The 24855-nt window shown below is 45.3% G+C and carries 18 protein-coding genes; 16 read left to right on the top strand and 2 right to left on the bottom strand.

The window, feature by feature from the left end:
* The 4 genes from HKI82_RS01780 to HKI82_RS01765 all read left to right on the top strand — a co-directional run bounded on the left by HKI82_RS01780 (window position 1) and on the right by HKI82_RS01765 (window position 4132).
* Entirely contained in the window at window positions 1-360 is a 360-nt protein-coding gene (locus tag HKI82_RS01780) for a DUF2620 domain-containing protein (RefSeq protein ID WP_102939891.1), read from the top strand.
* A 9-nt stretch (window positions 361-369) separates the two neighbouring features.
* The gene (locus HKI82_RS01775) at window positions 370-1671 is read left to right on the top strand and encodes a YhfT family protein (protein ID WP_171137018.1); all 1302 of its coding nucleotides are present in this window, start codon (window positions 370-372) and stop codon (window positions 1669-1671) included.
* Between the two features lie 69 nt (window positions 1672-1740).
* Complete coding sequence (locus tag HKI82_RS01770) at window positions 1741-2910, top strand: YhfX family PLP-dependent enzyme (protein ID WP_171137017.1); 1170 nt, start codon at window positions 1741-1743, stop codon at window positions 2908-2910.
* The gene (locus HKI82_RS01765) at window positions 2903-4132 is read left to right on the top strand and encodes a phosphopentomutase (protein ID WP_171137016.1); all 1230 of its coding nucleotides are present in this window, start codon (window positions 2903-2905) and stop codon (window positions 4130-4132) included. Before HKI82_RS01770 ends, HKI82_RS01765 begins: the two co-directional genes overlap by 8 nt.
* Before the next feature lie 149 nt (window positions 4133-4281).
* Here the strand turns inward: HKI82_RS01765 and HKI82_RS01760 are convergent, their stop codons facing one another.
* Window positions 4282-5232, bottom strand: a complete 951-nt coding sequence (locus tag HKI82_RS01760) for a LysR family transcriptional regulator (RefSeq protein WP_171137015.1) — start codon at window positions 5230-5232, stop codon at window positions 4282-4284.
* Between the two features lie 134 nt (window positions 5233-5366).
* On the opposite strand from HKI82_RS01760, the gene HKI82_RS01755 reads away from it, so the two are divergent.
* The 10 genes from HKI82_RS01755 (at window position 5367) to HKI82_RS01710 (ending at window position 16716) form a co-directional block, all read left to right on the top strand.
* A complete protein-coding gene (locus HKI82_RS01755) occupies window positions 5367-6314 on the top strand; it encodes a sodium-dependent bicarbonate transport family permease (protein ID WP_102939896.1) in 948 nt (315 codons plus the stop codon).
* A 220-nt stretch (window positions 6315-6534) separates the two neighbouring features.
* Window positions 6535-6891, top strand: a complete 357-nt coding sequence (locus HKI82_RS01750; protein ID WP_102939897.1) for a YibL family ribosome-associated protein — start codon at window positions 6535-6537, stop codon at window positions 6889-6891.
* 387 nt (window positions 6892-7278) lie between these two features.
* Window positions 7279-7929 carry a hypothetical protein gene (locus tag HKI82_RS01745; RefSeq protein ID WP_171137014.1) on the top strand — a complete coding sequence of 217 codons (651 nt, stop codon included), beginning with the start codon at window positions 7279-7281 and terminating at the stop codon, window positions 7927-7929.
* Window positions 7930-7940: 11 nt separating this feature from the next.
* Entirely contained in the window at window positions 7941-10817 is a 2877-nt protein-coding gene (locus HKI82_RS01740) for an FtsK/SpoIIIE domain-containing protein (protein WP_171137013.1), read from the top strand.
* 3 nt (window positions 10818-10820) lie between these two features.
* Window positions 10821-11090, top strand: a complete 270-nt coding sequence (locus tag HKI82_RS01735; RefSeq protein WP_171137012.1) for a hypothetical protein — start codon at window positions 10821-10823, stop codon at window positions 11088-11090.
* Window positions 11083-11346, top strand: coding sequence for a hypothetical protein (locus HKI82_RS01730; protein ID WP_102939901.1), 264 nt, complete (start codon window positions 11083-11085; stop codon window positions 11344-11346). Before HKI82_RS01735 ends, HKI82_RS01730 begins: the two co-directional genes overlap by 8 nt.
* On the top strand, window positions 11346-12365 hold the full coding sequence (locus tag HKI82_RS01725) for a hypothetical protein (RefSeq protein WP_171137011.1): 1020 nt from the start codon (window positions 11346-11348) through the stop codon (window positions 12363-12365). Before HKI82_RS01730 ends, HKI82_RS01725 begins: the two co-directional genes overlap by 1 nt.
* Window positions 12366-12387: 22 nt before the next feature.
* A complete protein-coding gene (locus tag HKI82_RS01720) occupies window positions 12388-12840 on the top strand; it encodes a hypothetical protein (RefSeq protein ID WP_171137010.1) in 453 nt (150 codons plus the stop codon).
* Window positions 12841-12848: 8 nt separating this feature from the next.
* The gene (locus tag HKI82_RS01715; protein WP_206361776.1) at window positions 12849-14306 is read left to right on the top strand and encodes a glycerophosphodiester phosphodiesterase; all 1458 of its coding nucleotides are present in this window, start codon (window positions 12849-12851) and stop codon (window positions 14304-14306) included.
* Window positions 14307-14316: 10 nt separating this feature from the next.
* The gene (locus tag HKI82_RS01710; RefSeq protein ID WP_171137008.1) at window positions 14317-16716 is read left to right on the top strand and encodes a peptidase associated/transthyretin-like domain-containing protein; all 2400 of its coding nucleotides are present in this window, start codon (window positions 14317-14319) and stop codon (window positions 16714-16716) included.
* 38 nt (window positions 16717-16754) lie between these two features.
* Here HKI82_RS01710 and malT read toward each other — a convergent pair whose 3' ends face one another.
* Window positions 16755-19463: an HTH-type transcriptional regulator MalT gene (gene malT, locus HKI82_RS01705; protein ID WP_102939906.1), complete on the bottom strand. Its 2709-nt coding sequence runs from the start codon at window positions 19461-19463 to the stop codon at window positions 16755-16757.
* 531 nt (window positions 19464-19994) lie between these two features.
* On the opposite strand from malT, the gene HKI82_RS01700 reads away from it, so the two are divergent.
* Both HKI82_RS01700 and malQ read left to right on the top strand, forming a co-directional pair.
* Window positions 19995-22448 (top strand): glycogen/starch/alpha-glucan phosphorylase, encoded by a 2454-nt coding sequence (locus tag HKI82_RS01700; protein ID WP_171137007.1) that lies wholly within the window; start codon window positions 19995-19997, stop codon window positions 22446-22448.
* A 158-nt stretch (window positions 22449-22606) separates the two neighbouring features.
* Window positions 22607-24787, top strand: coding sequence for a 4-alpha-glucanotransferase (gene malQ / locus HKI82_RS01695; protein WP_102939908.1), 2181 nt, complete (start codon window positions 22607-22609; stop codon window positions 24785-24787).
* Window positions 24788-24855 lie beyond the last annotated feature (68 nt).

Genomic DNA, 24855 nt, shown 5'->3' with positions numbered 1-24855 from the left:
ATGAAAAGAATCGGAATAGCAGGACTTCAACGTGAACAAATAAAGCAACAAATAGAGCAAGTTGCTCCCGGACAATTTGAACTTCATATCCTCAATGACATGGATGCGGCGATGAAGGTTAAAGCTGGGCAACTGGATTACTACATTGGTTGCTGTAATACCGGTGCGGGTGCTGCACTGTCGATCGCGATAGCAATTATTGGCTATGACAAAAGCTGCACCATTGCCAAACCATCTATTCAGGCAAAACAAGTGGAAGTGACCCGTTTTATTGAAGAAGGGCGAGTTGCTTTCGGCCTTTCCGTTGAGCATGTCGAACATGCCATCCCAATGTTGACTCAGTCATTGCTCAATGCGTAAGGAACAGACATGGATATCATGAATTTAGGACTCGTTGCACTGCTGTGTGCTACGACAGCACTGATTGCGAACATGAGTGCGGCAGTTTTCCACGACGGAATCCGCCCGATATTACCTCAGTTGTTCGAAGGTAATATGACTCGTCGGGACGCGGGATCGGTGGCATTTGGTTTATCGATCGGCTTTGTGGCTTCAGTCGGCATCTCTTTTACTCTTTCTACTGGTCTACTGAACCCTTGGTTACTGTTTTTACCGACGGACATTATTGGTGTCATGGTTGGTAGCCGCATCCTTGCTGCTGTTGGTGGCGCTGTATGGGGAATTCTTGTTGTTACCTCATTAACTGCGGTGAATACGGTTCTGACAGGGCTACCGATTGATGCACTAGGTGCTTTAGGTGAACTGGGTACACCTGTTATGTCGGCTTTCGCCCTGTTCCCTTTGCTGGCTATTTTGTATCAGTTCGGTTGGAAAGCAGGCGCAGTGGCGGCGGCGGTGGTTCTTCTTTCTCGCCTATTAGTGATGAAGTACACCGGCATCTACCCAGAATCTATTCAGATTTTTGTTGGCATGGTGATGCTGATTCTAATTGCGATACGTAAAGATTTGAGTGACAGAAGCAATGGCATTAGTCCTCCGGATATGTCTGGTATGCACAGTATCTTTGATGAGCGTACAAAACGTATTGTTAAGCATCTGCCTTACTTAGCATTCACTGGTGCACTTATTGCGGCGGTTTCAAACGCTGGCATATTTGCAGGCTCAGAAGTGTCTATCTACTCACTTGCAGAAGCGTACAAGATTACCGATCCGGTGGAACAAGATGCTGCACTCCAGCAGGTCGCATTGTCTGAATTTATGCGCGGGCTTGGTTTTATTCCATTGATTGCTACGACTGCGCTAGCGACGGGGGTTTATGGCGTAGTAGGAATGACCTTTGTGTTTGTTGTGGGCTACTTGTCTCCTAACATTGCGGTTGCAGCTGCTTTAGGTGCGGTAACGATCTGCCTTGAAGTGTTCTTGCTTCGTAGTGTTGGGCGAGTGTTGGAGCAGTTCCCATCAATTCGCAATGCGTCAGACAATATCCGTAACTCAATGAATACGCTGATGGAGTTTGCGCTGTTGATCGGTGGTGTACTCGCGGTGATGAAGATGGGCTCCACAACCGGTTTGACCATTTTCGCCATGCTCTACTTCTTAAACGAAGTGATGGGACGTCCTGTTCTTAAGATTGCGGCTCCAGCAGTGGCAGCGATTTTGACCGGTATTATTCTCAACCTGCTGTATGTAGTCGGACTGTTTGCCGTCTAGTTATTTTCCAGTGTCAGTCTAATCCCCCTTTCAATTTGGGCTGACACTCTTTTCAGTCGGAATATCGTTATGTTTGTTAACGCGTTACAAAAGCATAATCCTGCTTTGATTGATGCTGCATTGTGTTTACACGCAGAGGGAAAAGTTCTACCGGATAGCTACATCATAGACTTAGATACCTTTGTCGATAATGCCAAAAAGATTAAAGCAGAAGCAGATAAACACGGAATCACGCTTTATGCCATGACCAAGCAATTTGGTCGCAACCCATTCCTTGCCCGTCTATTGGTTGAGGACTTGGGTTATCAAGGCATTGTTTGCGTGGATTACAAAGAAGCAAGATTGTTTTCTCGTCACGGCATCAAGATAGCCAATGTTGGTCATCTGGTTCAGCCACCTCAAGCAATGCTGGCGCAACTAATGCGCGATGTTCAGCCAGACGTGGTGACTGTGGTAACGATGGAAAAAGCCATCGCATTATCACAAGCCGCAATCAACGCTAACCGCGTACAGAAAGTGCTATTGAAGTTCTATGATGCGGAAGATGTGTTCTACACCAATCAGGAAACCGGATTTCCTTTGGCAGAGTTACCGTCTGTCATTGCCCAAATGAAGGAATTACCAGGTATTCGCATTGCGGGCATAACGCATTTCCCTTGCTTGTTAGCCGATAAAGCACAAGTGATGTCAACAGCCAATGCACATACCGCCGCTATTGCGGCTCAACAGTGCAGAGATTTGGGGATTGAGGTAGAGCAACTTAATTTGCCCTCAATGACTTGCTGCTCCTCAATGCCAACGCTTTCTCAGTTAGGAGCAACTCATGGTGAACCTGGTCATGCGCTAACCGGAACAACGCCACTGCATCAATTTGAGCAACCTCAGCCAGAAACAATTGCGATGTTGTACTTGAGTGAAGTGTCGCATCATCATCAAGGGAAGAGTTATTGCTTTGGCGGTGGTTATTATCGACGTGGTCATATGGAAAACGCCTTGATTTGGCCGCAGGTGGGATCTCCCGCCGTTCAGTGCAAAGTGCATAATGATAATCAAGCCAGTATTGACTACCATTTGCGTTTATCAGGTACTGCGCCTGTTGGCTCCGCTGTGGTCATGGCGTTTCGAACTCAGGTTTTTGTTACCAGAAGCGATATTGTTATTGTTGCTGGAATACATAGTGGCCAGCCTAGAGTGATTGGCGTTTGGGATTCACTAGGCAATGAGGTGGCACATGGCTAGATTTATCGTTGTTGTGCTTGATGGCTTTGGCGTGGGAGAAATGCCTGATGTGGCTATGGTCAGGCCGTTTGATTGCGGCGCAAACACAGCCGCCAAGCTATTGAATCATTTCCCCTTGAAACGTTTACCTACGCTAGAAGAGCTTGGGCTAATTAATTTGGTTCCCGGAACCAATAGCATTATGGCCCAAAGCTCAGCGGCTAACTATGGTATGGCTCAATTGGCCCATTTTGGTGGCGATACCTTTATGGGCCATCAGGAGATCATGGGGACGCTGCCGCAAAAGCCGCTTGAAGCACCGTTTCAGCAGGTCATCGCTCAGATTGAAGATGCGCTTTCAACCGCGGGTATCAAACATCAAAGAGTGTGGCGCGATGAACTCGCCGCGCTGGTGGTCGAAGATGCCGTTTTCATTGGTGATAATTTAGAAGCGGATTTAGGGCAGGTGTATAACCTCTGCGCCAACTTCGATCAGATAAGCTTTGAGCGAGTAAAACAGATCGCGGAAGTTGTTCGGGGTGCCAATCATGCAGGGCGCAATATTGTCTTCGGTGGACATGTAGGCAATTTTGAGCAGATAACCAATGCGATAGAAACGCGTAATGACCCAAGTGGAACTCCGGCATTTATCGGGACTAACACGCCAGATACTGGGGTCTATGAGCATGGGTTTGAAGTGGTCCATCTCGGTTATGGCGTCGATCGGTTTACTCAGGTGCCTCATTTGCTCAAGCAGCAAAATGTTGATACTTGGTTGTATGGAAAAGTCGCAGATATAGTGCAGAACCCTGAGGGGACTTCTTACTGCTCAGTCGTTGATACCGATAGCTTGTTTTCTCTGTTAGTTGCTGATCTTAGTCGTTTTGATGATGGCTTCTTTTGCCTGAATGTTCAGGAAACAGATTTGTCAGGTCATCAACAGGATCCGCGCCAGTATTGGAAAGTGTTGGAACGTGCAGACCGAGGGATCAATCAAGTGCTCGAAATGATGAACGCAGAAGATATGCTTATTGTTATGGCGGATCATGGCAATGATCCATTTATTGGTCATAGCCGACATACGCGTGAGCAAGTGCCGTTGATGCTGGTTAAGCAGGGAATCGAAGGGCGATATTTAGGTTTGCGCAGCTCTCTTGCGGATGTTGGTGCCAGCGTTACAGATTTCTTTGGTGCAAAAGCCCCTCAAAGTGGATGTTCATTTATCAATGTGTTGCAGGACTAAGATTCAATGCGCGCTTTGCATCTGGTTATAGCTATGACGAGTAAGCTCAAAGGCACCTTTTAAGGTGCCTTTTCTATTGTAATAAAACAACAATGTAAGCCATTTGGAATGACAGAGGCGGATATAAAACTTCTGAAGCTTTAGCGCGGTCAAACTAACTTGCTTAGTAGCTCTTTTAAGCCGTTTCTCGCCCATTTCTTACCTAAGTAAGTTTCAAGGTGTTGCTCTGCAAAGCGTAGAAAACCTAGTGCTGCCGGAGCAATATGTCGATCGTTACGGGCAATAAAGTACCAGTGGCTTTCAATCGGAAAATCTTCAACATCTAAAGCGATGATGCTTTGGTCATGGGTTGGTAGCACATGGCTGGACAATACCGCTAATCCCATTCCTGAACTGACTCCTACTCGAATCGCTTCATTACTGGCCATTTGCAAGCTACTGGACAACGTCATTCCGTGTGTTTGCAACCAGCTTTCAAACAACATACGTGTTGCCGAACCTTGCTCACGTAGCAAAAATCGTTGTTGCTTGAGATCGGAAAAGGAAATTTTATGTTGTTGCGCCAAGGGGTGGTCTGCGGGAGCAACCAGAGTTAATGGGTTTAACAAAAAGCGTCCAGCACATGCATGTTCGAGTGAAGGGGGGTGACTAAACACATACAAATCATCCTGCCCCTGCTCAAAGCGTCGTAAAACTTGCTCTCGGTTTCCGATTTCTACTTTGATATCGACGGCGGGAAATCGCTGACTAAATGGCCCGAGAAGGCGAGGCAATATGTATTGCGCTGTACTCACCATGGCAATACTAAAATGGCCTCTTTGTCCTGCTTGAACCGAATCTAAATATTGATTGAAGTCGTTAAAGTTGCTCAAAGTTTGCTGGCAAATCCGATACAGCTCTAGACCTGTGTCTGTCGCAACGACTTTGTTATTTTCCAACGTATATAGAGGGTCATCTATCGCTTCCCGCAGTCGCTTAAGTTGCAGGGAAACCGTGGGTTGAGTGAGATGCAGACGTTTAGCACTCTCACTGATAGAGCCAGTTTGAATGACATCCACGTAAACCTGCAATAAACGAAAAGTAAGGTGACGAATGTTCATGATTGATTTTTTACTATTGATAATTATCTATGGATGGTTATCAATATTTTTATTTCTGTCAATGATGAATCTCCCCTATTATCCCGCCCAGAATGAAAACTGTAATAAAACAACACCGAACAAAAGGAAGATAAATGCCAGATATCGTTGTAATGTTTTTTGTGTTGGGCCTATTTGCCGGTTTAGTCCGTTCAGATCTGACCATCCCTAAAGCTATGTATGAGATGTTAAGTTTACTGCTGATGCTGACCATTGGCCTTAAGGGCGGGATGGCTCTCCATGGCAATTTGAGTTGGGGAATCGTACCTGAAATGGCTGCGGTAGTGATGATTGGTGCTCTGATTCCATTAAGCTTTTTCCCAATTTTACGAAAAATCATTGGCTTAAGTTTGGCAGACAGCGCCAGTATCGCTGCTCACTATGGCTCAGTGAGTGCCGGTACTTTTGCCGTTGCCTTGGCGTACACACAAGCGCAACAGCTTGTTGTTGGCGCTGAAGTGACTCTATATTTGGTCATGATGGAGCTTCCAGCTATCATCGTTGGCTTGTTGCTATACCGTCGTCACAGCTCTGCGTTACCGAATGCTAAGCCGGTTTCTATTGGTGCACTTTGGCATGAAGCATTAACCAACAAAGGCGTTATATTGCTGGTGGGTGGCGTGATTATCGGTCTGATGTACGGCAGTAAAGAAGGCGCTCCGGTAACCGATTTATTGATGGGTGGTTTTAAAGCGGTGCTGGCTCTGTTCCTATTAGAGATGGGGATCACTGCTGCGCATACACTCAGACCTTTACCAGTTCATCAATGGCGATTGATGGTCTTCGCTCTCTGTGCTCCTATGTGTTTAGGTGCGATAGGTGTGGTGATTGGCGGTATGCTCGGTTTAAGTGAAGGGTCAATAGTGATACTTGCCAGCTTAACCGCCAGCGCGTCCTATATTGCGGCTCCTGCTGCGATTAAAGCGGCAATACCTGAAGCAAACATTGGTCTTGCGATGTTGAGCTCTCTGGGTTTGACATTCCCATTCAACGTCTTGCTGGGAATCGGCTTGTATCATCAACTTGTGCCGATACTAACCTAGACGTTTTGGTTTAATAATCTTGTTTAACCTCAGTGCTGATGTTTGATCTTCACTGAGGTGAATTGAGTGTCTGTAAACACAAGATTGATATTCACACCTTGATAGGTTATGCCCAAGGAAATGAATAAGTAGCAACGAATTGATTTGCTATAAATTCCACATGTCCTACTGAAGCAGTTATGCTATACTCCGCCTCCAAATTTTATGTAAGGACTAAACCATGAGTCTGAAGAACGACATTCAACAACTGAACAATCGCATCGATACTTGCCGTCACAAGTTGGATGCAGCCAAGACTCGCGGCGATAGTGCGATGATCACTAAATTTACCGATGACATCGATAGACTGACTAAGCAGCTAAAAAGCTTGAAGCACAAAGCTGAGTACGATCTGAATAAAGAGCGTAAAGAGTTATCGGATATGGCTTTCTCTCGTGAAATCACCAAAGAAGAGCAAGCAGATTTAGGTAAGCTTAAGAAGAAAGTAAAAGGCTTAGTGGTTGTTCACCCAATGACGAAAATTGGTAAAGCCATGCGCATTGAAGTGATGACAGGTTTCGCGCCAAAACCTTTCTGATCTTCTCTCATACCACCAAACTCTCTAATTTAGCCGTTAATTACACTCTAGGTACTTGTACCTAGAGTATTTGCGCGTGACCTTTTCTGCTCCTTGCTGATAACCTCATCGACCTCTCTTTCTCGATACAATTTGCAGCCCTTCTCCCTTAACATCTGAACCTGAGTCACAAAAATATGTGTTCGAGTTCACATATATCTTAGTTAAACAGGATGTAACTCTGTAGGACGGTTCCTGCGACATTGAACGGAAAAGGCCTACATGTTAGCTTCATTTTTACCTACAACATAGACGATAGACTTTAGGTACATCCTCTCTGGGTCAATGAGTAGGGAACAGAAAAATAGTAAGAACAATATCAATCTTTTCAAGTTAGTTAGGATAACGATGCAAGAAAATGGCTTAAACCACTTCGGGTCTATCGAAGAATTCAAACATGCCTTTCTGCCACTACATGATGAATGTAGTCACGCTGTACAAAGTGTTAAGCAGGGAAGTAAAAAAACCTCAGAAGTTGAAAATTCTATTAAGAAACATATTGATGTATTGAAAGCCGATGTGGTGAAAATTGATCAGTATGTAGAACATTATAAAGGAACATTATTGCCGTTCTCATTGGCAGGCACTGGAAGTGAAGTTTTTAAAGAAGTTATTGATGTCCAGCGTGAAGCTGCTTCGATATTCACCTCCAATTTAAAAAATATTGACCAACTATCTTCAATAAGTAAATCATTTCAGCTTGATTCTTCAGTTTCTGAGGAACTAGAAAAAATCCGTTCTAAAACTCACCTTAAAGCAAAAGATCTCTCACAAGCATTTGCTCATATTCGTAGCTATGAAGATTTGTGTTATCAATGCATGATGCTTGTAGAGGAAGAAGAAGAAAGACGTCGCAAGCAAGCTCTTTTAGAAGAGCAACGTATTGAAAAAGCTAAAAAAGCGGCTGAGTTGCGTAAGAAGAGTTTACAGAAAAAGCTTCTCTGGACAGGGGGGTTTATCATTATTTTAGTGGGTTTCCTGAAAAGTCAGATGGTTTAAGGTTTTAGAAGATGTTTGAACAAGATGTGGATTTGAAGAAGGTTGATCAGCGACGCCTTGAGCACTTTGAAGAGTTGCGCCCTTTCATTGATTCTCAAAGAGATATTAACAACGAAGCTATGCAATTTTTGTCGGAAAAGGTAATGCCACATGCATTACAGCAGGCTCAAAGCTCTGTAAGCGAGCAAGTGGAGCAAGCGCATAAAGTGATTGCGCAACTGAGAGAGATTGAAAAGCGAATTCCTGGCCCATTACAACCTAAGTTGAATGACTTCAACTGGGATGAGTATGCTTTTGACCATAACTACTTACCACGTAACCTAGTTATTGGTTTTGAAGTCATCAATTATGATTTTGGATCTGTAGGTGAATACGAATTTTATGTGCCAAAAGAAGTTCCATTTTACGGTGCAGATAATAGCTATTTTATTTCTCAAAGCGAGGAATCCGTTGACCTAATCAATACTATAGTCTTCCGTTTAGCTGTGATGCTGCCCTATTCGTCTCAGTTTACCTTGTTAGATCCCATCAAGATGGGGCAAAGCTTTCCTTACACCAAACGTTTACCTGCAAAGCGTATGGTTGATAACGACGTTTCCCGTGTGCTGGAAGATATTCTTACCGATATCGTTCGAATTCAAAACAGCTACTTGGATAATAATATTCAACGTTTGGTGGATGTTGATGAAGACATTTTGGGAAATGCTAAATTTGAGTTGATTGTCGCTAAAGATTTTCCTCAAGCTTATGATCGCCGTTCTATTGAATTGTTGGCCAAGATAGCCAGTACCGGACCTAAAGTCGGTAAGATACTTTTGCTCGATTTGGATAATGAGGCAGAGCTGCCGAATGGGCTCAACTTAAGTACCCTATTCCCTAGCTTGCGTAATATTTATGCAAATAAAAACCAAAATATTTGGAATTTGGGTAAAGGCTACCGCGATTCAGAGCCGACTTCCGAAACAATTAATTCGATTTTAGAAGGGCTAAGCAGAGCCAAGCCAAAAGAAACAAGGCTAGGTTTTTCTGATGTTATCGAAACGAATCCAGAGCTTTGGTGGCAAGAAAGTGCGACCGAAGTTATTTCGGCACCGATTGGTGGCTCAGGCAGTCGTAAAAATGATATCGATTTGTGGTTCGGTGAACGAAATAAGCAGCCATCTTCACACGGTATGCTAGCGGCAATGACAGGTGCGGGTAAATCAAACCTATATCATGCGCTTATACTTTCTATGGCAAGTCGATACAGCCCTGAAGACCTTAAGTTCTATCTTATTGATGGTAAGCAAGGGGTTGAATTTCAAAACTATCCGAAATTGCCACATGCGAGTGTCGTTTCTCTTAATACGAGTCCACAGTTGGCGCGTAGCGTATTGCAAGAACTGTTAGAGGAAATGAACCGTCGTAATGATATGTTCAAAGAGCTCGGGTTCTCAGATTTTATTAGCTATCGAAAAGCCGGTTCACCTAACGGTAAACTGCCTCGCCTGATGCTTATTATCGATGAGTATCAAACGCTATTTGAGGATGATAAAACTGGCTTAGGCTCTCAATTGATGATCAGTATTGCATCTCAGAGCCGAAGTGCTGGTATTCACATGTTTGTGGGTTCTCAAAAGTTTGTTGTTCCCGGTATGTCTCAGCCGCAAGCGACATTTAGCAACATCAACTTGCGTGTAGCAATGAAGATGAGTGGCGAAGAAATCACTGCACTACAGGAGTTTGGTTCAAAAGGTAAACAGCTGATTCGTGGCTGTACTGAAACGGGCCAAGTGGTTATCAGCCATAACGGTGGTGTAGATGAAGTTCCGTGTGATACTGGTCGAGTTGCATATATTGATGAGAAGCAGCGCTACGAGTTACTGGAGCAGTTGGTTACTAAGTGGGAAAGTCAGGGCGGTTTGAACCACACGGTTCTGTTGGATGGTTCTGAACAACCTCAACTTCAGGATAATGTTCAGCTTCATACCCTATTTGAACAACATGAACAACGCCCGAATGAAGATCAATGGATCAGTTACGCAAACCTTCCTCAACACAAAGGTGGTTTGGGTGAGAATGAATGGTACCCAGTTGAGAAACCATTTGTATTTTGGTTAGGCAAAGAAATGAATATCCATGGTCAAGCGAAAGTGATTATACGCCGTCGTTCGCACGAACATATGCTGATTGTGGGTGACAGTAATGAAGCTCGCAGCGGGATGTTAGGTTACATGGTGGCGCAGATGGGCGTTAATGCTTCATCACAAGGTTACCAGTTGCATATCTTGGACCGTAGTATCAAAGGCTCTCAATGGTACGGCGTCATGGCTACGGCGAATGAACAAGCGCTGGGTAATCAAGCGACCGTTTCTGAAAGCTACAAATCGTTTGAACCCCATTTAGCTCAAATCATGTCTGAGTTTGAAAAACGCCGCTCGATGGATGAAGAAGATATGCTATCTGAACCATCTATTTTCATTGTGATCAATGAAGCGCAGCGTGTTAAAGAGCTGACCAAGCAAGATAACTCATACGGAATGCGAGTGCATGCTGAAGAGGGTGGGGCTGAGTTTGCCACACTGCTTGAGCAAGGCTCTGACTACGGTATTCATATTATTCTAAGTTTCGATAACGTACGTTCTGTGGCGAAAGCGTTTGAGCGTAATGAAATTGAAAGCTTCCGTCATAAAATAGCATTACAAATGTCTGAGGAAGACAGCTTCCGCCTGCTAAAAACTCGTGATGCAGCGAAATTGCAGGCGGATGGTAAAAAACCGATTTATGCGCTTCATATTGATCAGATGCAAAACCGTCCAGTGAAGTTTAAGCCTTATTGCTACACGCAACAGGAAAACTTAACCAGCAATCTGGTTCATTTAGCAGAACTGTACGCTAAATGGGGTTAATGCATGTCGTTAGATTTTGTTGAAGAACAGTTGCCACTGTTGATTGCTGAACTGGAAACATTCAGCAATCACGTGAGCAAACAAATCGGTTTTTTAGCAACTGAGGCAGAATCTGTTCTGCCTCAACTTGATGAAGAATTACAACTCGAGTTAGAACACACCTTAGTTGACATTGAAGACTTAGCGGGTGTGATCTCTAAAGTTCGTTGTAGTGAAATGTCTGAACAGTTGCTACAAAAGTTAGCTCAAATAAGGAGTTATTTACATGAGTGATCATCTTCGTGCTCATGAGGCTCTTAACGAGCTAATCAGTTGCTCCCATCAAACTCAGGGGCAACTGGAAAACGCTTTGGATAGTCTTCGAGCGCGTTGGTCTGCGCTTCGCGAACAGTATCTGGGCATCGGCGCTGATGACGTCGAAAGCGAGCTACTTAACTTGTTTTCGCAAACTGAGCAGTTGGTCGCTAAGGTGACCGATTTGAATGATCGATGCCAGTCTCGTCTTGATATTAATCAGGAGGTTAACTGATGCAACCTAGATGGTTAGTCGCGCAGTTAGAAGAGCTGGATTATCAGACGGATTTTCAGGTCGAGCTGGTCAACTCGCTGCTTTATCAAGTTCAAACTATGAGTCGCTTAACGGAGGATTACGTCGGTTTTGCGAAAAATGATGTGCGTGCTGTGGAAGAGATGTATCAGTCGCTGGTGAAACACTACAACAGCGCGCAAGAACACGCGTTAAGCCGTGCTCATAGAGCGAATGAACAGGTGGAAGTCGCTCAGACAGCGCTCATTCATAGTCAGGATTATCAGCAAAAAACCGGTGAGTTGGTCCAGTTCTGGCAACATCAAAAAAAGTTAGCCGAGTCTTGGGTGGAACAAGCCATTCACTATCTCCAACAATGTGAACACGTTACTCGCGTTGCTCAAAACGACTTATCCACTGCTGAATCTGAGCTCTCTAGAGCAGAAATTGCGTTAAGTCATGCCAGAAGAAGAACAGAAAGAAAGTACGTTGGTACCGATTCTAAGGGCCGAGATCAATACATTACAGTTCCTGTTGATACTAGTTTTGAAGAAGCTGCGGTAGCAAGAGCACAATCGGCCGTATCTAGAGCTCGTCATGCATTACAACGCGCTGAGGCAGAAGAAAGGGCGGCAAGAAATGAACTTAGCCAGGCTCGCGAACAGTTACATGGAACTAAACTGGCAGAAGCTGATGCAAATACGGCATCAGAGATGGCCGCTGATTCAGTTGATACCGCTACCGATGGCAAACGCCAAGCAGATTATGGTCAATCCCAGGCACAAAAGTGTCTCGAACTGCTCGATCAAGTAAAGCATTTGCTGGTTCAGTTTAAACAAACCTGTGAACAGCAGAGCCAAGTGGTTGCTGAGTTAGATGCGGATGTCCACCAATCCTTTTTGCACATGAGAGATGTGGAAGGTCAGCAGGAGTCGATTCAAGGCGAAGCGTTCAGTTTGAAATATACGCTACAGGACAAAGTATCGCTGCTTATCGCCTACGACCAACCACTCAGTCGCTAAACAATAACGGAATACGAGAAATATGCCTTCATTTGAACCTAGCTATTACAGGACAAAGTTGAAGCAGTTAGAGGAAGACAAAGAAAACACTTCCTATGCTAAAAGCCACTTCGAAGAGAACTGGGAAAACCTGCGAATGCGTTGGAACGACAATGCTGGTCGCAATGTCAATACTCGCAATATGTCGCCCTTATGTGAAGGGTATGGCCAACTGCTGAAATTTGGTCAGCAGTATCTCGATGTAAAAAATACCAGTGCTTCCCGCTTCGAATTGTTACAACGTTTGTTGATTGATTCGGCACATCATCACGAACATTTCAATCAAGTGATGGCTGAAACGAGCGTGCAAGCTGAAGAGAGGGAGCGAGGTTTGAGAAGCAGTACCAATCTGACAATGCAGGTTGAGGAGCAGCAGCAAAACATTTCGGCGCAAATTACCGCTGCTAACCGTCATGTAACACCATTGGTAGGTTAAAGGAAATGATGGGAAAACGGATAATCAAACTACTTTGTGCTGCTTCTCTCATGCTCCTCGCGGGCTGTGCCAATAAGAGCGTTGATTACAGTGATGAGGTGGCAGGACTAGAAGCACTACCACTCGGAGCTGAAGGGCGCGTGTTAAAAATGTCGCACTACACACCAGAAGAAGTGAAAGACATTCAATATGCGCTTAATACGCGAGGCTTGTACTGGACGGCGGGCCAAACTCCGGCTTACTTAAACTCTGAGCAATGCCCAATTAACGTTTATGCTCACCGCGGTCATTACAACTACCCTGAAAACTCGCTGACATCAGTTCTGATGGGCGCTTTGGGTGGCTTTGATGGCGTTGAAATTGATGTGATGATGACTCGAGACGGATACTGGGTCGTGCACCATGACAGCATCAGCGGACGAGCGACGGGACGCCGCGATGGTAAGAACTTACGTATTTCTCGCGTTAAAGGGAAAGACTGGAACACCTTGGTGGTGCGAGACAAAGATGGCAACTTGACCAATGAACGTGCACCTTACGCGATTGATGTGTTTGAACAATGGGCGAAAACTCGCCTGCCAGGACAGCAACTGAACATTGAAATCAAAGAGGATGCGGATTTAGTCGAGCTTGCGCAGCTTAACCGCATGGTTGTTTCTGTATTACCCCAAGGAAGTTACTTCTACAGCTCTTTAGAGTTCAAAGTTCTTAAATCGATGCGCGAAGTGAACTCGAGTGTGTACTTGGGCTACATATGGGAGCCAGACGCAAAGTCAATTAATGAAGTTAAAAAAGTCGCTCGTAGGGCGGCTAAATCGGATGTTCTGTATCAGAAGTACAGTCGTTCGATTAACTGGGTTTCTGATTACGAGTCAAGAAAACGTTCGCGTTCGAAATCGAACAAGCACTCTGCTCAAACCGTTCGAAATGCGCTTGGAGCCAACAGTGGTTTGCATGTTGATATTCGGAGCTTTGTGAAGGCTTCCACTATTTACACCCGTTCAAAAGCGGCGGGTCTGGCACGAGTTGCCACCTATAGCATTAATGGTACTGAGTACCATCAGTCACAGTTACAAGAATTAAGCCGCGCTGGTCGCTCTCTTCCTGATGAAGTGATTATGGATACGTCGAAATTCGAGTTTTGCCACCGTTTATATCCAGAGCTGGTTTCAAAGTCGAGCTTGTATCAGCCGACGACCGCTTATGGTCGAGCCATTATGCAATTACCGAAAGATGCGGACTTTACTCGCCTCGAGCAGCAACGAATGTATTTGGCCGATAACCATTACCTCACCGCAAGCGGCAAGGTTCGCTTATTGAACTCCTATGGGCTGAGCAATGCCTCAGCATCACCTGAAACGAAAAAGACCACGTCTCAGCGACCTGAGGGCAGCCTAGTTCTCATACCTGAAGACGAGGCGTTTGAAATAGAACAAACGTCGATCACTTTAGAAATTCCAAACTAAGTACTTAACAATGTCAGAAAGCAATAAAAAAAACGCTACATCGATAGCGACGAAGCCGAAACCGAAATGGTTTGCCATTACCTTGTTTGTGTTGTCTCTTGTCTATCTTGTTCCAGAGATGGTGTTCAATGCCAAGCTCGTTGAAGTAGCTGGTGGAGCAAATGTTGACGATCAAACCCTTCACCTAATTGAGTTGTTTGGACGCTCAATTTCCGGTTTGGGTGTCACTCTGTTGATTGCTGACTTACTGCTTAAAGGTAAGTTGGTTAGCACAGCACCAAGAGCCATTGGTAGCTTAATACTGGTGGCCATTTTCGTTTGGCCTACAGTGTTCTTCGGTCAGAAGCTATTGATCGACAAATGGCTGGTTGAACCATCGACTTCACAGCAGCGACAAGAAGCCTTTTTTGCCTCCGTGCTACGTTCCAGTTTGGCTGCCAACGCGGTTCAAATTAAAGGGATTCCGTATCAGGCTGATTATGCATCCTCTCCGAGTGAGATGACATTCCTTGCGATGATGGGCGGGCTTGTGTATGCCAATGATGAGTTTATTCAGCACGTTGAGTCTAAAAAGCGCGATATCTTAAGTCGTTACATTGAGAACAAAGCGAACTCGCAGTTTGATGATTATTTTAATGATTATAAGAAAATGCGTGATCAGATCGCGGACTCATATAAACAGTACATGACAGGTGTTGATCGTTATAACACCTCGATGAATAGTGCGTCATCAAGAGCCAACAAAGCATGGGAAGATGTCGAAACACAGATATCTCAAGGCTGGAAAGACTATGAAAACGCTGAAAAAGCTTATATGGCCCGAGCGGAAGCTAGAGCGCAAAAAATAGCACCAAAAATCTTCAATCATTTTGAAAAACGCAACAAATGTATTGATAGCTATGGTGGTAAGAAAAACAGGCAAGAGCGTTTGAATAGCTGTATTACTGACGTTGAGAAAAGCTATGTTAAAACGCTAAAGAACGCCGGGTTACCTTACAAGGAAATGGATTATTGGTTGGTTCGTGAAGTAGGCAGAACCAAAGGAACCACAACGTTGTCAGACACCGCTTGGAGTCTCGGACTTTCTGCTGTGGTGGCTGGTTTAGAGTTAGTGACAGGTCAAGGTGGCGAACAAAATATACGAATGGTATACACTGATGACGTTGCAGAGTACCGCCCTCGAATATTAGTGCTGTGGAAAGATAAGTTTCAAAAAGAGACTGGCTATCCAATGGGGATAGATCGAATCCAAACTTTCCGTTCACACCCGACAACATCAAGCAAAGTGCGTAAGCGCGTTGCTGATAAAGGTATCCAGCTTCCGTCTAACTGGCAGGTTTCTCAGATTACTACGTTTAAAAATGTGGTTAAAAATCGAGTAAGAGAAGAGACCAAACGTCAGTGGAAAGCAGAAATGGCACAACGAGGATTAGATCTAAAACCGAACCTTTCATGGAGTCAGTTCCAAACCGATCCTCAGATTCAAGAACGCATTTTGGCAAAGATGGGAGAGCGTAATTACGTTAAACCAATGATGGCTGATTGGAACAACCGCCAGTTCCATGACAAGGTTATCAAGGTCAATATCCAGCGTGAGACAGAATACTGGCTGCGTTATATTGAATCGGCTCGCTCTCAGTTTGAAGATGGAGGCCCATTGGCTGAGAATGGTAAATCAGCCTTACGTTCGATTATTGTTCCGCCAATTTCAATGTCGCTCTCTTTGTTGCTGGTCTTGCTCACCGTGGTGAAGTTGCCATTTAAGTTCTGGGCCTTGGTCGACTACCATAAAGACTTTTCTGAGCATCAACATCCGGCAGAGAAGTACGTCGGCCCTGTCTTATCAGCATTACTTATTTTTGCAGTGTTTGCGGTGCCACTTTGGGTTGGAAGCTCAAAGTTCACCGAGGAGAAATCAACCACATCGTACTTTTTAGACAAGTTCGATGAAACCGTCTCTCCTGTCGGCTCTATTGCGCTTAAATGGGTATTACATACTCAACCGATAGTGCAACCGGTAGGAGCTAAGCTTGATCAAAACATGATGATTACCCAGTTGTTTAAAAATACGCTAGAGCATTCGATTGGTGAATTAGACAAGCATGTGATGGCTAAACTTAACCCTCCTAAAGCGTTAGCTTCGGCTGAAATGCGCAAAGGGTTTGAAGAGCAGAAGCAAGCGATTAATAGTACCGGTCAGTTGAAAGATATGCCGTTTGAGGTACTAACTAATGTCCAACAGGCGACGATTCGAGTGATGAACATCAAACCTGGATATGAACCGGGCATGATGTTACCGGCGGGGAACTATGATGTTCAAGTGAGTGCTCCGGGATATCAAACCAAGCGCCTGTGGGTTTCTCACAGTAAAAACAACACCAAACATCAGGTGAATATAGACAAAGGTTAATAAAAATGCCGCTTTAATAGAGCGGCATTTTTTTGTACTTAATATCCCATCAATTGCAGCAGATTCTCAGCGGTGTGAACCGCTTCTTTGCGGTTGGCAATATTGAGTTTCTGATATAGATTGCGAATGTGAGTTTTGATGGTTGTTCCTGCCACATCAAGTTCCTGTGCAATTTGTTCATTGCTGAAACCGGAATAGATCAAACCTAACACTTGCCATTCACGTTGGGTTAGTGGGCTAGTACGTACTAACTCCGGAATGTTCGGGTGATTGATCAGTTTCTCTACAAACTCTTCATCAAAATGCACAGAGCGGCTGCGTTGGGTGGTTGAAATTTCTTTCATTAATTGTTGCGCACGGTGGCGTTCTAAATCGCCCAGTTCACCGCGTTGAATCAGTTTCTCCAACACATGACCCACTTTGGCACCGTCGATCAGGAAGTTGCCAATCATACCGGTTTGGTTAGTGAGTGCTAACGCTTGCTTAAGCTTATCGCGTGCTTCCTCTTCTTTGCCAAGAGTTGTCGCCATAATCGACTCAACAATCAGATTACGGTTGATATCGGTAATTAACTGATACTTCTTCGCTTCTTGTTGCATGAATTCCAACGTTTGTTGGGCTTCTTCCATCAAGCCCAAGTTAATTTGAGCACGGGCAATGTTGCGCCATTGCAGTTGAGAGAAGTGGTTACACGCTCTTTCTGGTCGAGTTGAGGTATTCAGCCAATTCTGAATCGAATCCACATCACCGCGGGCTTGCCAGTAAAGCAGCAATGAAAGCGACGCGTTCGCTGTCCAGTCGACGTGATAGCTAGACTGCTTCATCAGGTGCAGAATCTGCTCAATAAAGCGACTGGCTTTGTCCAGCTCGCCACGGCCAACCGAGATACGCGCCAGCATAGAATAACTGTGCAGATGTTTACTTGGTGAGTGATTACCGAGAACGTCCAAACCCTTGTAGGCACATTCTTCGGCTTCATCCAAACGGTTCCAACACCAGAGAATTTGTGCACGCACGCGTAACAAGAATTCATGCAATGGCAGCTGGTGAAGTTGATGTTCTTCAATCAGTTTGAACGCATTGTCCTGAACTTCATAAGCGGCTTGAACATAACCCTGAGCAATCAGAATTTCGCTTTGCTGCAATAATGCCCAAAGTGCCTGATGATAAACCTGATACTGGCGAGCCAGTTTCTCGGTCTGCTGCATCATTGGCAGAGCACGGCTGAGTTGACCTAATACGTGGTTAACTTCACCCACAACCGACGTTGCTACAATTCGACTGCGATAGATGGTGTTATCGAGCTGGCTTAACGCTAATTCAGCGAGCTCTAAAGCTTTTTCCGGTTCGTTCTGGTTAATCGCAACCTGAGCGCGTAATGCGTTGAATTCACCTTGCTCTTTGCTCGACAGTTCCACATTAAGCTTTGCCATCTCTTCATCAGCTTTGGAAAGCAGGGCACCGACATCGTTGTATCTGTGCTGACTTTGCGCAAGCCAAGCTTGAAGCATGCAGAGCTTAGGTTCGCTATATAGCTGAGTAGGCGAAAGTAGGTTGATTGAAGACTCCAGCATCTCCAATTCGCCCTGGTTGAACATGCTCCAGCCGTGTTTGCTTAAAATGGTGGCGAGTAAATCGGTATCCTGAGCGATTTTGGCATGACGCAAAGCTTGGTGCGGGTTAGACATTTCCAACCAAGCCAGTGACGCTTCGCGGTGTAAGTCGTGCTCTTGCTGAGGAATGCGCGCCAGACGCTGGTGGGCAAGGAATTCGCCAAACAAATTGTGGAAGCGATACCAGTTATGTTCGCCTTCCAGCGGGTAGATAAACAAGCCGAAGCGGTTTAGCGACTCAATCATACTCAGCGCATCGTCGCGCTTAGTCAGTGCGGTAACCAGTGAATCGTTGAAGTGTTCCAGAACCGAACACTGCATCAGGAACTGACGGGTTTCGTTGTCAAGAAGGTCAAATACCTCCTCCACCAAGTAATCCCACAAATGTGCGTGGTTGAACTGAGAAACAGATTCCGCACTTTGCTCCAGCGTACGCTTTTGATATTGGGCTTGCAGAGCGATAAGTTGCAACGCTGAAGGCCAGCCTTCCACATAATCACGTAAGCTGTTTGCAGTGGTGTCATCAACACCATCGGTAACTCGTTGATTAAAGAAACGAGTGGTCTCTTCGGTGTCGAATGCCAGCAGTTCGTTACCAATCTCGATCATCAAATCACGTACACGCAAGTTTGCCGTGCCCAGTGGCGGCGCGGCGCGGCTGGTAACCACTAAGGTCATGTTGTCCGGCATGTGTTTGATGAAAAAGCGCATCGCTTCATGAATTTCGTCATCGGACAGCAGATGATAGTCATCCAACACCACATAACATTCTTGGTGGTAGTGCGCCATTTCGGTGAACACTTCACTAAACAGTGAATGAATCGAAGAGAACTGACGTTTTTCCGCCAGCTTTTGCGCATTCGGGCAGCTTTGATCCGTTGCTTTATTGATCGCTTGTAGGAAATAGTTTAAGAATCGGAAAGGATCGTTGTCACTATCGTCAATGCTGTACCAACCAACATGAGGTTTATCTGCAAGCCACTGAGCCGCCATGGTGGTTTTGCCATAGCCAGCTGGGGAGCGAAATAGCACTAACTTATAGCAAGTGGCGTTATGCAAAATGTCCAGCACTCTTGGGCGAACAATTGCGTTGTGCAAGCGGCCGGGGCGCGTCAGTTTAGAAGGAATCCACATTCTTGATCTCCCTTCGATCAAATAATAAGAGGAGAAAACAGAGATCTCTGTCACTTTTGTGGCAACGATGTTACTTGATGTTTTTCACTACGTTTATTGATCCCTTTCTCGAATCTCGCACTATTCACATTCTTAAGCAGACTACGCCCCTAATTTGTGAACCTGATCAATAAAATTACCAAGCGACCCGTTTGGTTGGCAGGTGGTTTGTACGAAATTTTATGTAATTTGAGTAAAAACGATAATTTTAGTGTGACGAAGTATACATTATGAGCAAAAGGAGCACTGCTTGAATCTCCGAGCTGTTTAAACCCCGTCTAAGGTTATTGAGGCAGTCGTTGTGATCTCAATCACTCAGAATCTCGCGGATTGGATTATCAATGAGAGATTGATCACTCCGACTTAAGTGCTACACCCTCTACGCCCTCACTCCTCCTCCTAAATTCATGACAACTTGGGAGGATGTTTACATTTTGTTGTACGGGCAGGATATGGCACAGATGAATTAGAACTGATAAGAGAGATTTCTCGATGAAACCTACGCAACAGAAAACGTTTGATAAAGCAGCGTTCCAAGCGAACGTAAAGCGTAATCTTACCGCGACATACGCGACCACTGTAGAACATGCTTCTAGCCGTTCTTGGTATTTGGCTATGGGTCATGCTCTAGCAGAATTAACAACGTTCGACATGCTTGAAACCGAGCAAGACGAGCGCATCGTTAATGCGAAAAGCCTTAACTACCTATCTCTTGAGTTCCTGATTGGCCGTTTAACAGGTAACAACCTGATTAGCATGGGCCTATATGAACAGGTTTCTGAAGCGATGGCGGAATTAGGCCAGAACCTAACGGATTTGTTGGAAGAAGAGCGCGACCCTTCATTGGGTAACGGTGGTCTTGGTCGTCTTGCTGCGTGTTTCATGGATTCATGTGCTGCTCAAGAATACCCAACAGTGGGTTACGGTCTTCATTATGAATACGGCTTATTCAAACAGTCTTTTGAGCAAGGTCATCAGAAAGAAGCGCCTGATGCTTGGTGTGGTGTAGAAGGTTACCCTTGGGAAATCGCACGCCCTGAGCTGAAACAAGAAATCGGTTTCTACGGTCACGTTGAAGTGATCCATGAGAATGGCAAAGAAGTTCGTAAATGGATTCCAGGCATGTTGGTACAAGCAATGCCTTGGGATTTACCAATCGTAGGTTACCAAAGCGATACTGTTTACCCGCTACGCCTTTGGGAATGTCGTGCGATTGCACCATTCTCACTAGAGAGCTTTAACAACGGTAACTACTTCGAAGCTCAGCACTCTCTGATTGATGCGGGCAACATTACTAAAGTGCTTTACCCGAACGACAACCATGAGAAAGGTAAAACACTGCGTTTGATGCAACAGTACTTCCACAGTGCGGCATCGGTACGTGACATTCTTCGTCGTCATGAAGGTGCTGGTTTTGCACTGGAAGATCTGCCGAAGAAAGAGACAATCCAGCTTAACGATACTCACCCAACCATCGCTATTCCTGAGTTAATGCGTATTTTGGTCGATGAGCGTGGTCTATCTTGGGAAGCGGCTTGGGACATCTGTTCTAAGACATTCGCTTACACCAACCACACCTTGTTGCCAGAAGCACTGGAAACATGGAGCGAGTCTTTGATTCAGCGTCTGCTTCCTCGTCATATGGAAATCATCTACGAGATCAACCATCGTTTTATGCAGGAAGTTCGCGCGAAATGGCCGGGTGATGTTTCTAAACAGCAGAAGCTGTCCATTATTGAAGAAGGCTTCCATCGCATGGTGCGCATGGCAAACCTTTGTGTAGTGGGTTCTTACGCTGTAAACGGTGTTGCTGCTCTGCACTCTGAGTTAGTAAAACGTGACTTGTTCCCTGAGTTCAACGAGCTGTACCCGAGTCGTCTACAGAACGTGACTAACGGTATTACACCTCGTCGTTGGCTGAAATTCTGTAACCCAGCTCTGTCTGCATTGATTACTGAGAAAATTGGTGACCAATGGCCAGCGCATCTTGATCAACTAGAGTCGATTTCTCAGTACGCTGATGATGCGAAGTTCCAGAAGCAGTTCATGGCAGTGAAGAAAGAGAACAAAGCGCGCTTGGCTAACTGGGTGAAAGAGAACATGGGTATCGAGCTTGATACTAATGCGATCTTTGACGTTCAAATCAAACGTCTACACGAATACAAACGTCAGCACCTAAACATGCTGCACATTCTTTCTCTGTACCACCGTATCATCAACGATCCATCTTTTGATGTGCATCCTCGTGTGGTGTTCTTCGCAGCGAAAGCAGCGCCGGGTTACCACCTAGCGAAAGAGATCATCTACGCAATCAACAAGATTGCAGAGAAAGTGAATAACGATCCACGTATCGGTAACAAACTGAAAGTGGTCTTCATTCCTGACTACCGTGTAAGCATGGCGGAGATCATCATCCCTGCGGCTGATGTGTCTGAGCAAATCTCTACCGCAGGTAAAGAAGCATCAGGTACCGGTAACATGAAGATGGCGCTAAACGGTGCGTTAACCATCGGTACGATGGACGGTGCAAACGTTGAGATTCGTGAAGAAGTGGGTGATGAGAACATCTACATCTTCGGCCTGGATGTGGATGGCGTAGAGTCACTGAAAGCAAGAGGTTACAACCCTTACGACTACTACAACGCGGATCCATTACTCAAAGCATCAATGGAACTATTGATGTCAGACGAGTTCACTCCGGGTGAGCCAGCGAAACTTCGCGCGACTTACGACAGCTTGCTTGATGGTGGCGACCCATACCTTGTTCTTGCTGATTTCGCATCGTATGTGAAAGCGCATGAAGACATGGATAAGCAATACCGTGATCAGGCTGGGTGGGCGAAGAAGGCGATACTTAACACCGCTCTGGTGGGCAAGTTCAGCTCTGACCGCAGTATTCGCGATTACGTGAATAATATTTGGAAGCTAGAAGCCGTCAAACGCTAAAAAATAGAACCAAACAGCCAAGGCGTAAGCCTTGGCTGAATGGCTTATAACGCTCAACGAACATATGTTCCAGAATGAATAAAAGCCAAATCGACATAGATTAAATAATTACACACCCTACACATTTGAAGGATTATGCAGTCCCTTCGGAGAGAGCGATGAAAGAACAAAATGCATTAAAACAAGTCGCAGCGATGGCAAAAATTGCCGACAGCTATGTGAGTGCTTGGGGCGATGAAGCAAAAGTAGAAGACGAGACCATTCGTCGGCTTTTGGCTTCTTTAGGTTATGACACAACCAATGATCAAACCTTATTAAAATCGGCTGAGAAAAAACACAAAGCCGATGTGTTGGAACCAGTATTAGTGATTCGCCAAGGGGAGCCGTTAGAAGTTTCTCTTAACCTAGGTTCTAGTGCTCGTGAAAGTGAGTTTGACTGGCGACTAGAAACCGAACAAGGCGAAGTATTTGAAGGCTACCTGCAATCTCAAATTGTTCGTGATGAGCGTGCAGAAGGAGGCCCGCTAGTATTCTCTTTGCCGAGCGATTTAGCACTGGGTTACCACAAGCTGTTTGTTTCTCGCAAACGCCGTAAAGCGCCGTATGAGATGACGGTAATTGTGACGCCAACTGCGTGTTACAAACAACCCGCTCTGGAAAAAGGCAAGAAGCTTTGGGGACCAAGTGTTCAGCTTTACACTTTGCGCACTCAGCACAACTGGGGTATCGGTGATTTCGGTGACTTGAAACAGTTGGTTGCGGATATCGCATCTCGTGGTGGTGATTTTGTCGGTTTGAACCCAATCCATTCTCTGTTCCCTGCGAACCCAGAAGGTGCGAGCCCATACAGCCCGTCTTCTCGCCGTTGGTTGAACATTCTTTATATTGATGTGAGCTCAGTACCTGAGTTCGCACTAAGTGGTGAAGCACAGCAAAAAGTGGGCAGTGCTGAGTTCCAACAACGTCTGCAAAAAGCACGTGAATCGCATTGGGTGAACTACACCGAAGTCGCGCAAATGAAAATGAGCGTACTGCCATTGTTATTCACTGAATTTAAAGCTCGCCATTTGGATAAAAACACTGACCGTGCTCGTGCATTCCTAGACTTTGTGGAAGAGGGCGGTGATAGCCTGTTGCACCAAGCAACCTTTGATGCGCTGCACGCACAATTGCATGCAGAAGACAGCAATGTTTGGGGCTGGCCTGTTTTCCCTGAAAAATACCGTCGTTTTGAAAATCCAGCGGTACAAACTTTTATTGAAGACAACCAAGATGCCGTACATCTTTACATGTACCTGCAATGGGTTGCAGACACGCAAATCAACGAAGCTCAGGCGCTGGCTGAAGAAAAAGGCATGGCGGTTGGCTTATACCGTGACTTAGCAGTAGGTGTTGCGGATTCTGGCTCTGAAACATGGGCGGATGAAGGTAACTTGATTCTGGATGCGAGCATTGGCGCGCCACCGGATGTTCTTGGTCCACTAGGTCAGAACTGGGGTTTACCACCACTTAACCCACAAGTGCTGCAAGCGACGGGCTATGATGCTTACATCAAGCTGTTGCGTGCCAACATGAAGCATTGTGGTTCTCTGCGTATCGACCACGTACTTGGTTTATTGCGTCTGTGGTGGATTCCAAAAGGCGAAAATGCAACCAAAGGCGCGTACATCTACTACCCAGTCAAAGACATGTTAGCGATTCTTGCGCTGGAATCTCACCGTCACCAATGCAGTGTGATCGGTGAAGACTTAGGTACTGTACCGGACGAAATCGTGGATCTGCTTCGTGATGCAGGCGTTCACTCATACAAAGTATTCTTCTTCGAAACATCTAAAGAAGACGGCGGCTTTATTTCTCCTGCTCACTATGCGCCTCAATCTATGGCGGCTCTGTGTACGCACGATATGCCGACTCTGCGTGGTTTCTGGCACTGTGCTGATCTGAAAATGGGTAGCGAAATTGGCTTGTATCCAGACAAAGAACAACTGGCAGAGTTGTTTGATGACCGTTTGAAGTGCAAACAAGGCATTTTGGACTCTGTGGCTTGGCATGGTTACTTACCTGAAGGCGTAGGTCGTGATGCAAGTCTGGTTCCTATGGATTCATACCTGAGCGAAGCATTGCAACTGCATGTTGCGGCAGGTTCTTCAGGTCTACTCAGTATTCAGCTTGAAGACTGGTTAGAAATGGATAATCCTGTCAACATTCCGGGAACCGTTGATGAGTATCCAAACTGGCGTCGTAAATTGTCGATGAATTTGGATGAAATCTTTGCCCGTGAAGATGTGAACCGAATTTCAGCACGTTTAACGGAAACGCGTGCGAAAGCCAGTCAGTAGTCGAGCAAGCATTCAGAGGGAAATTAGTGAATTCTTATATTTACACCAAGAAGTTTAAGTTAGGTCAC

This window comes from Vibrio plantisponsor (assembly GCF_013041605.1).
GTDB lineage: Bacteria > Pseudomonadota > Gammaproteobacteria > Enterobacterales > Vibrionaceae > Vibrio > Vibrio plantisponsor.
This window is presented reverse-complemented; position numbering and strand designations above follow the sequence as displayed.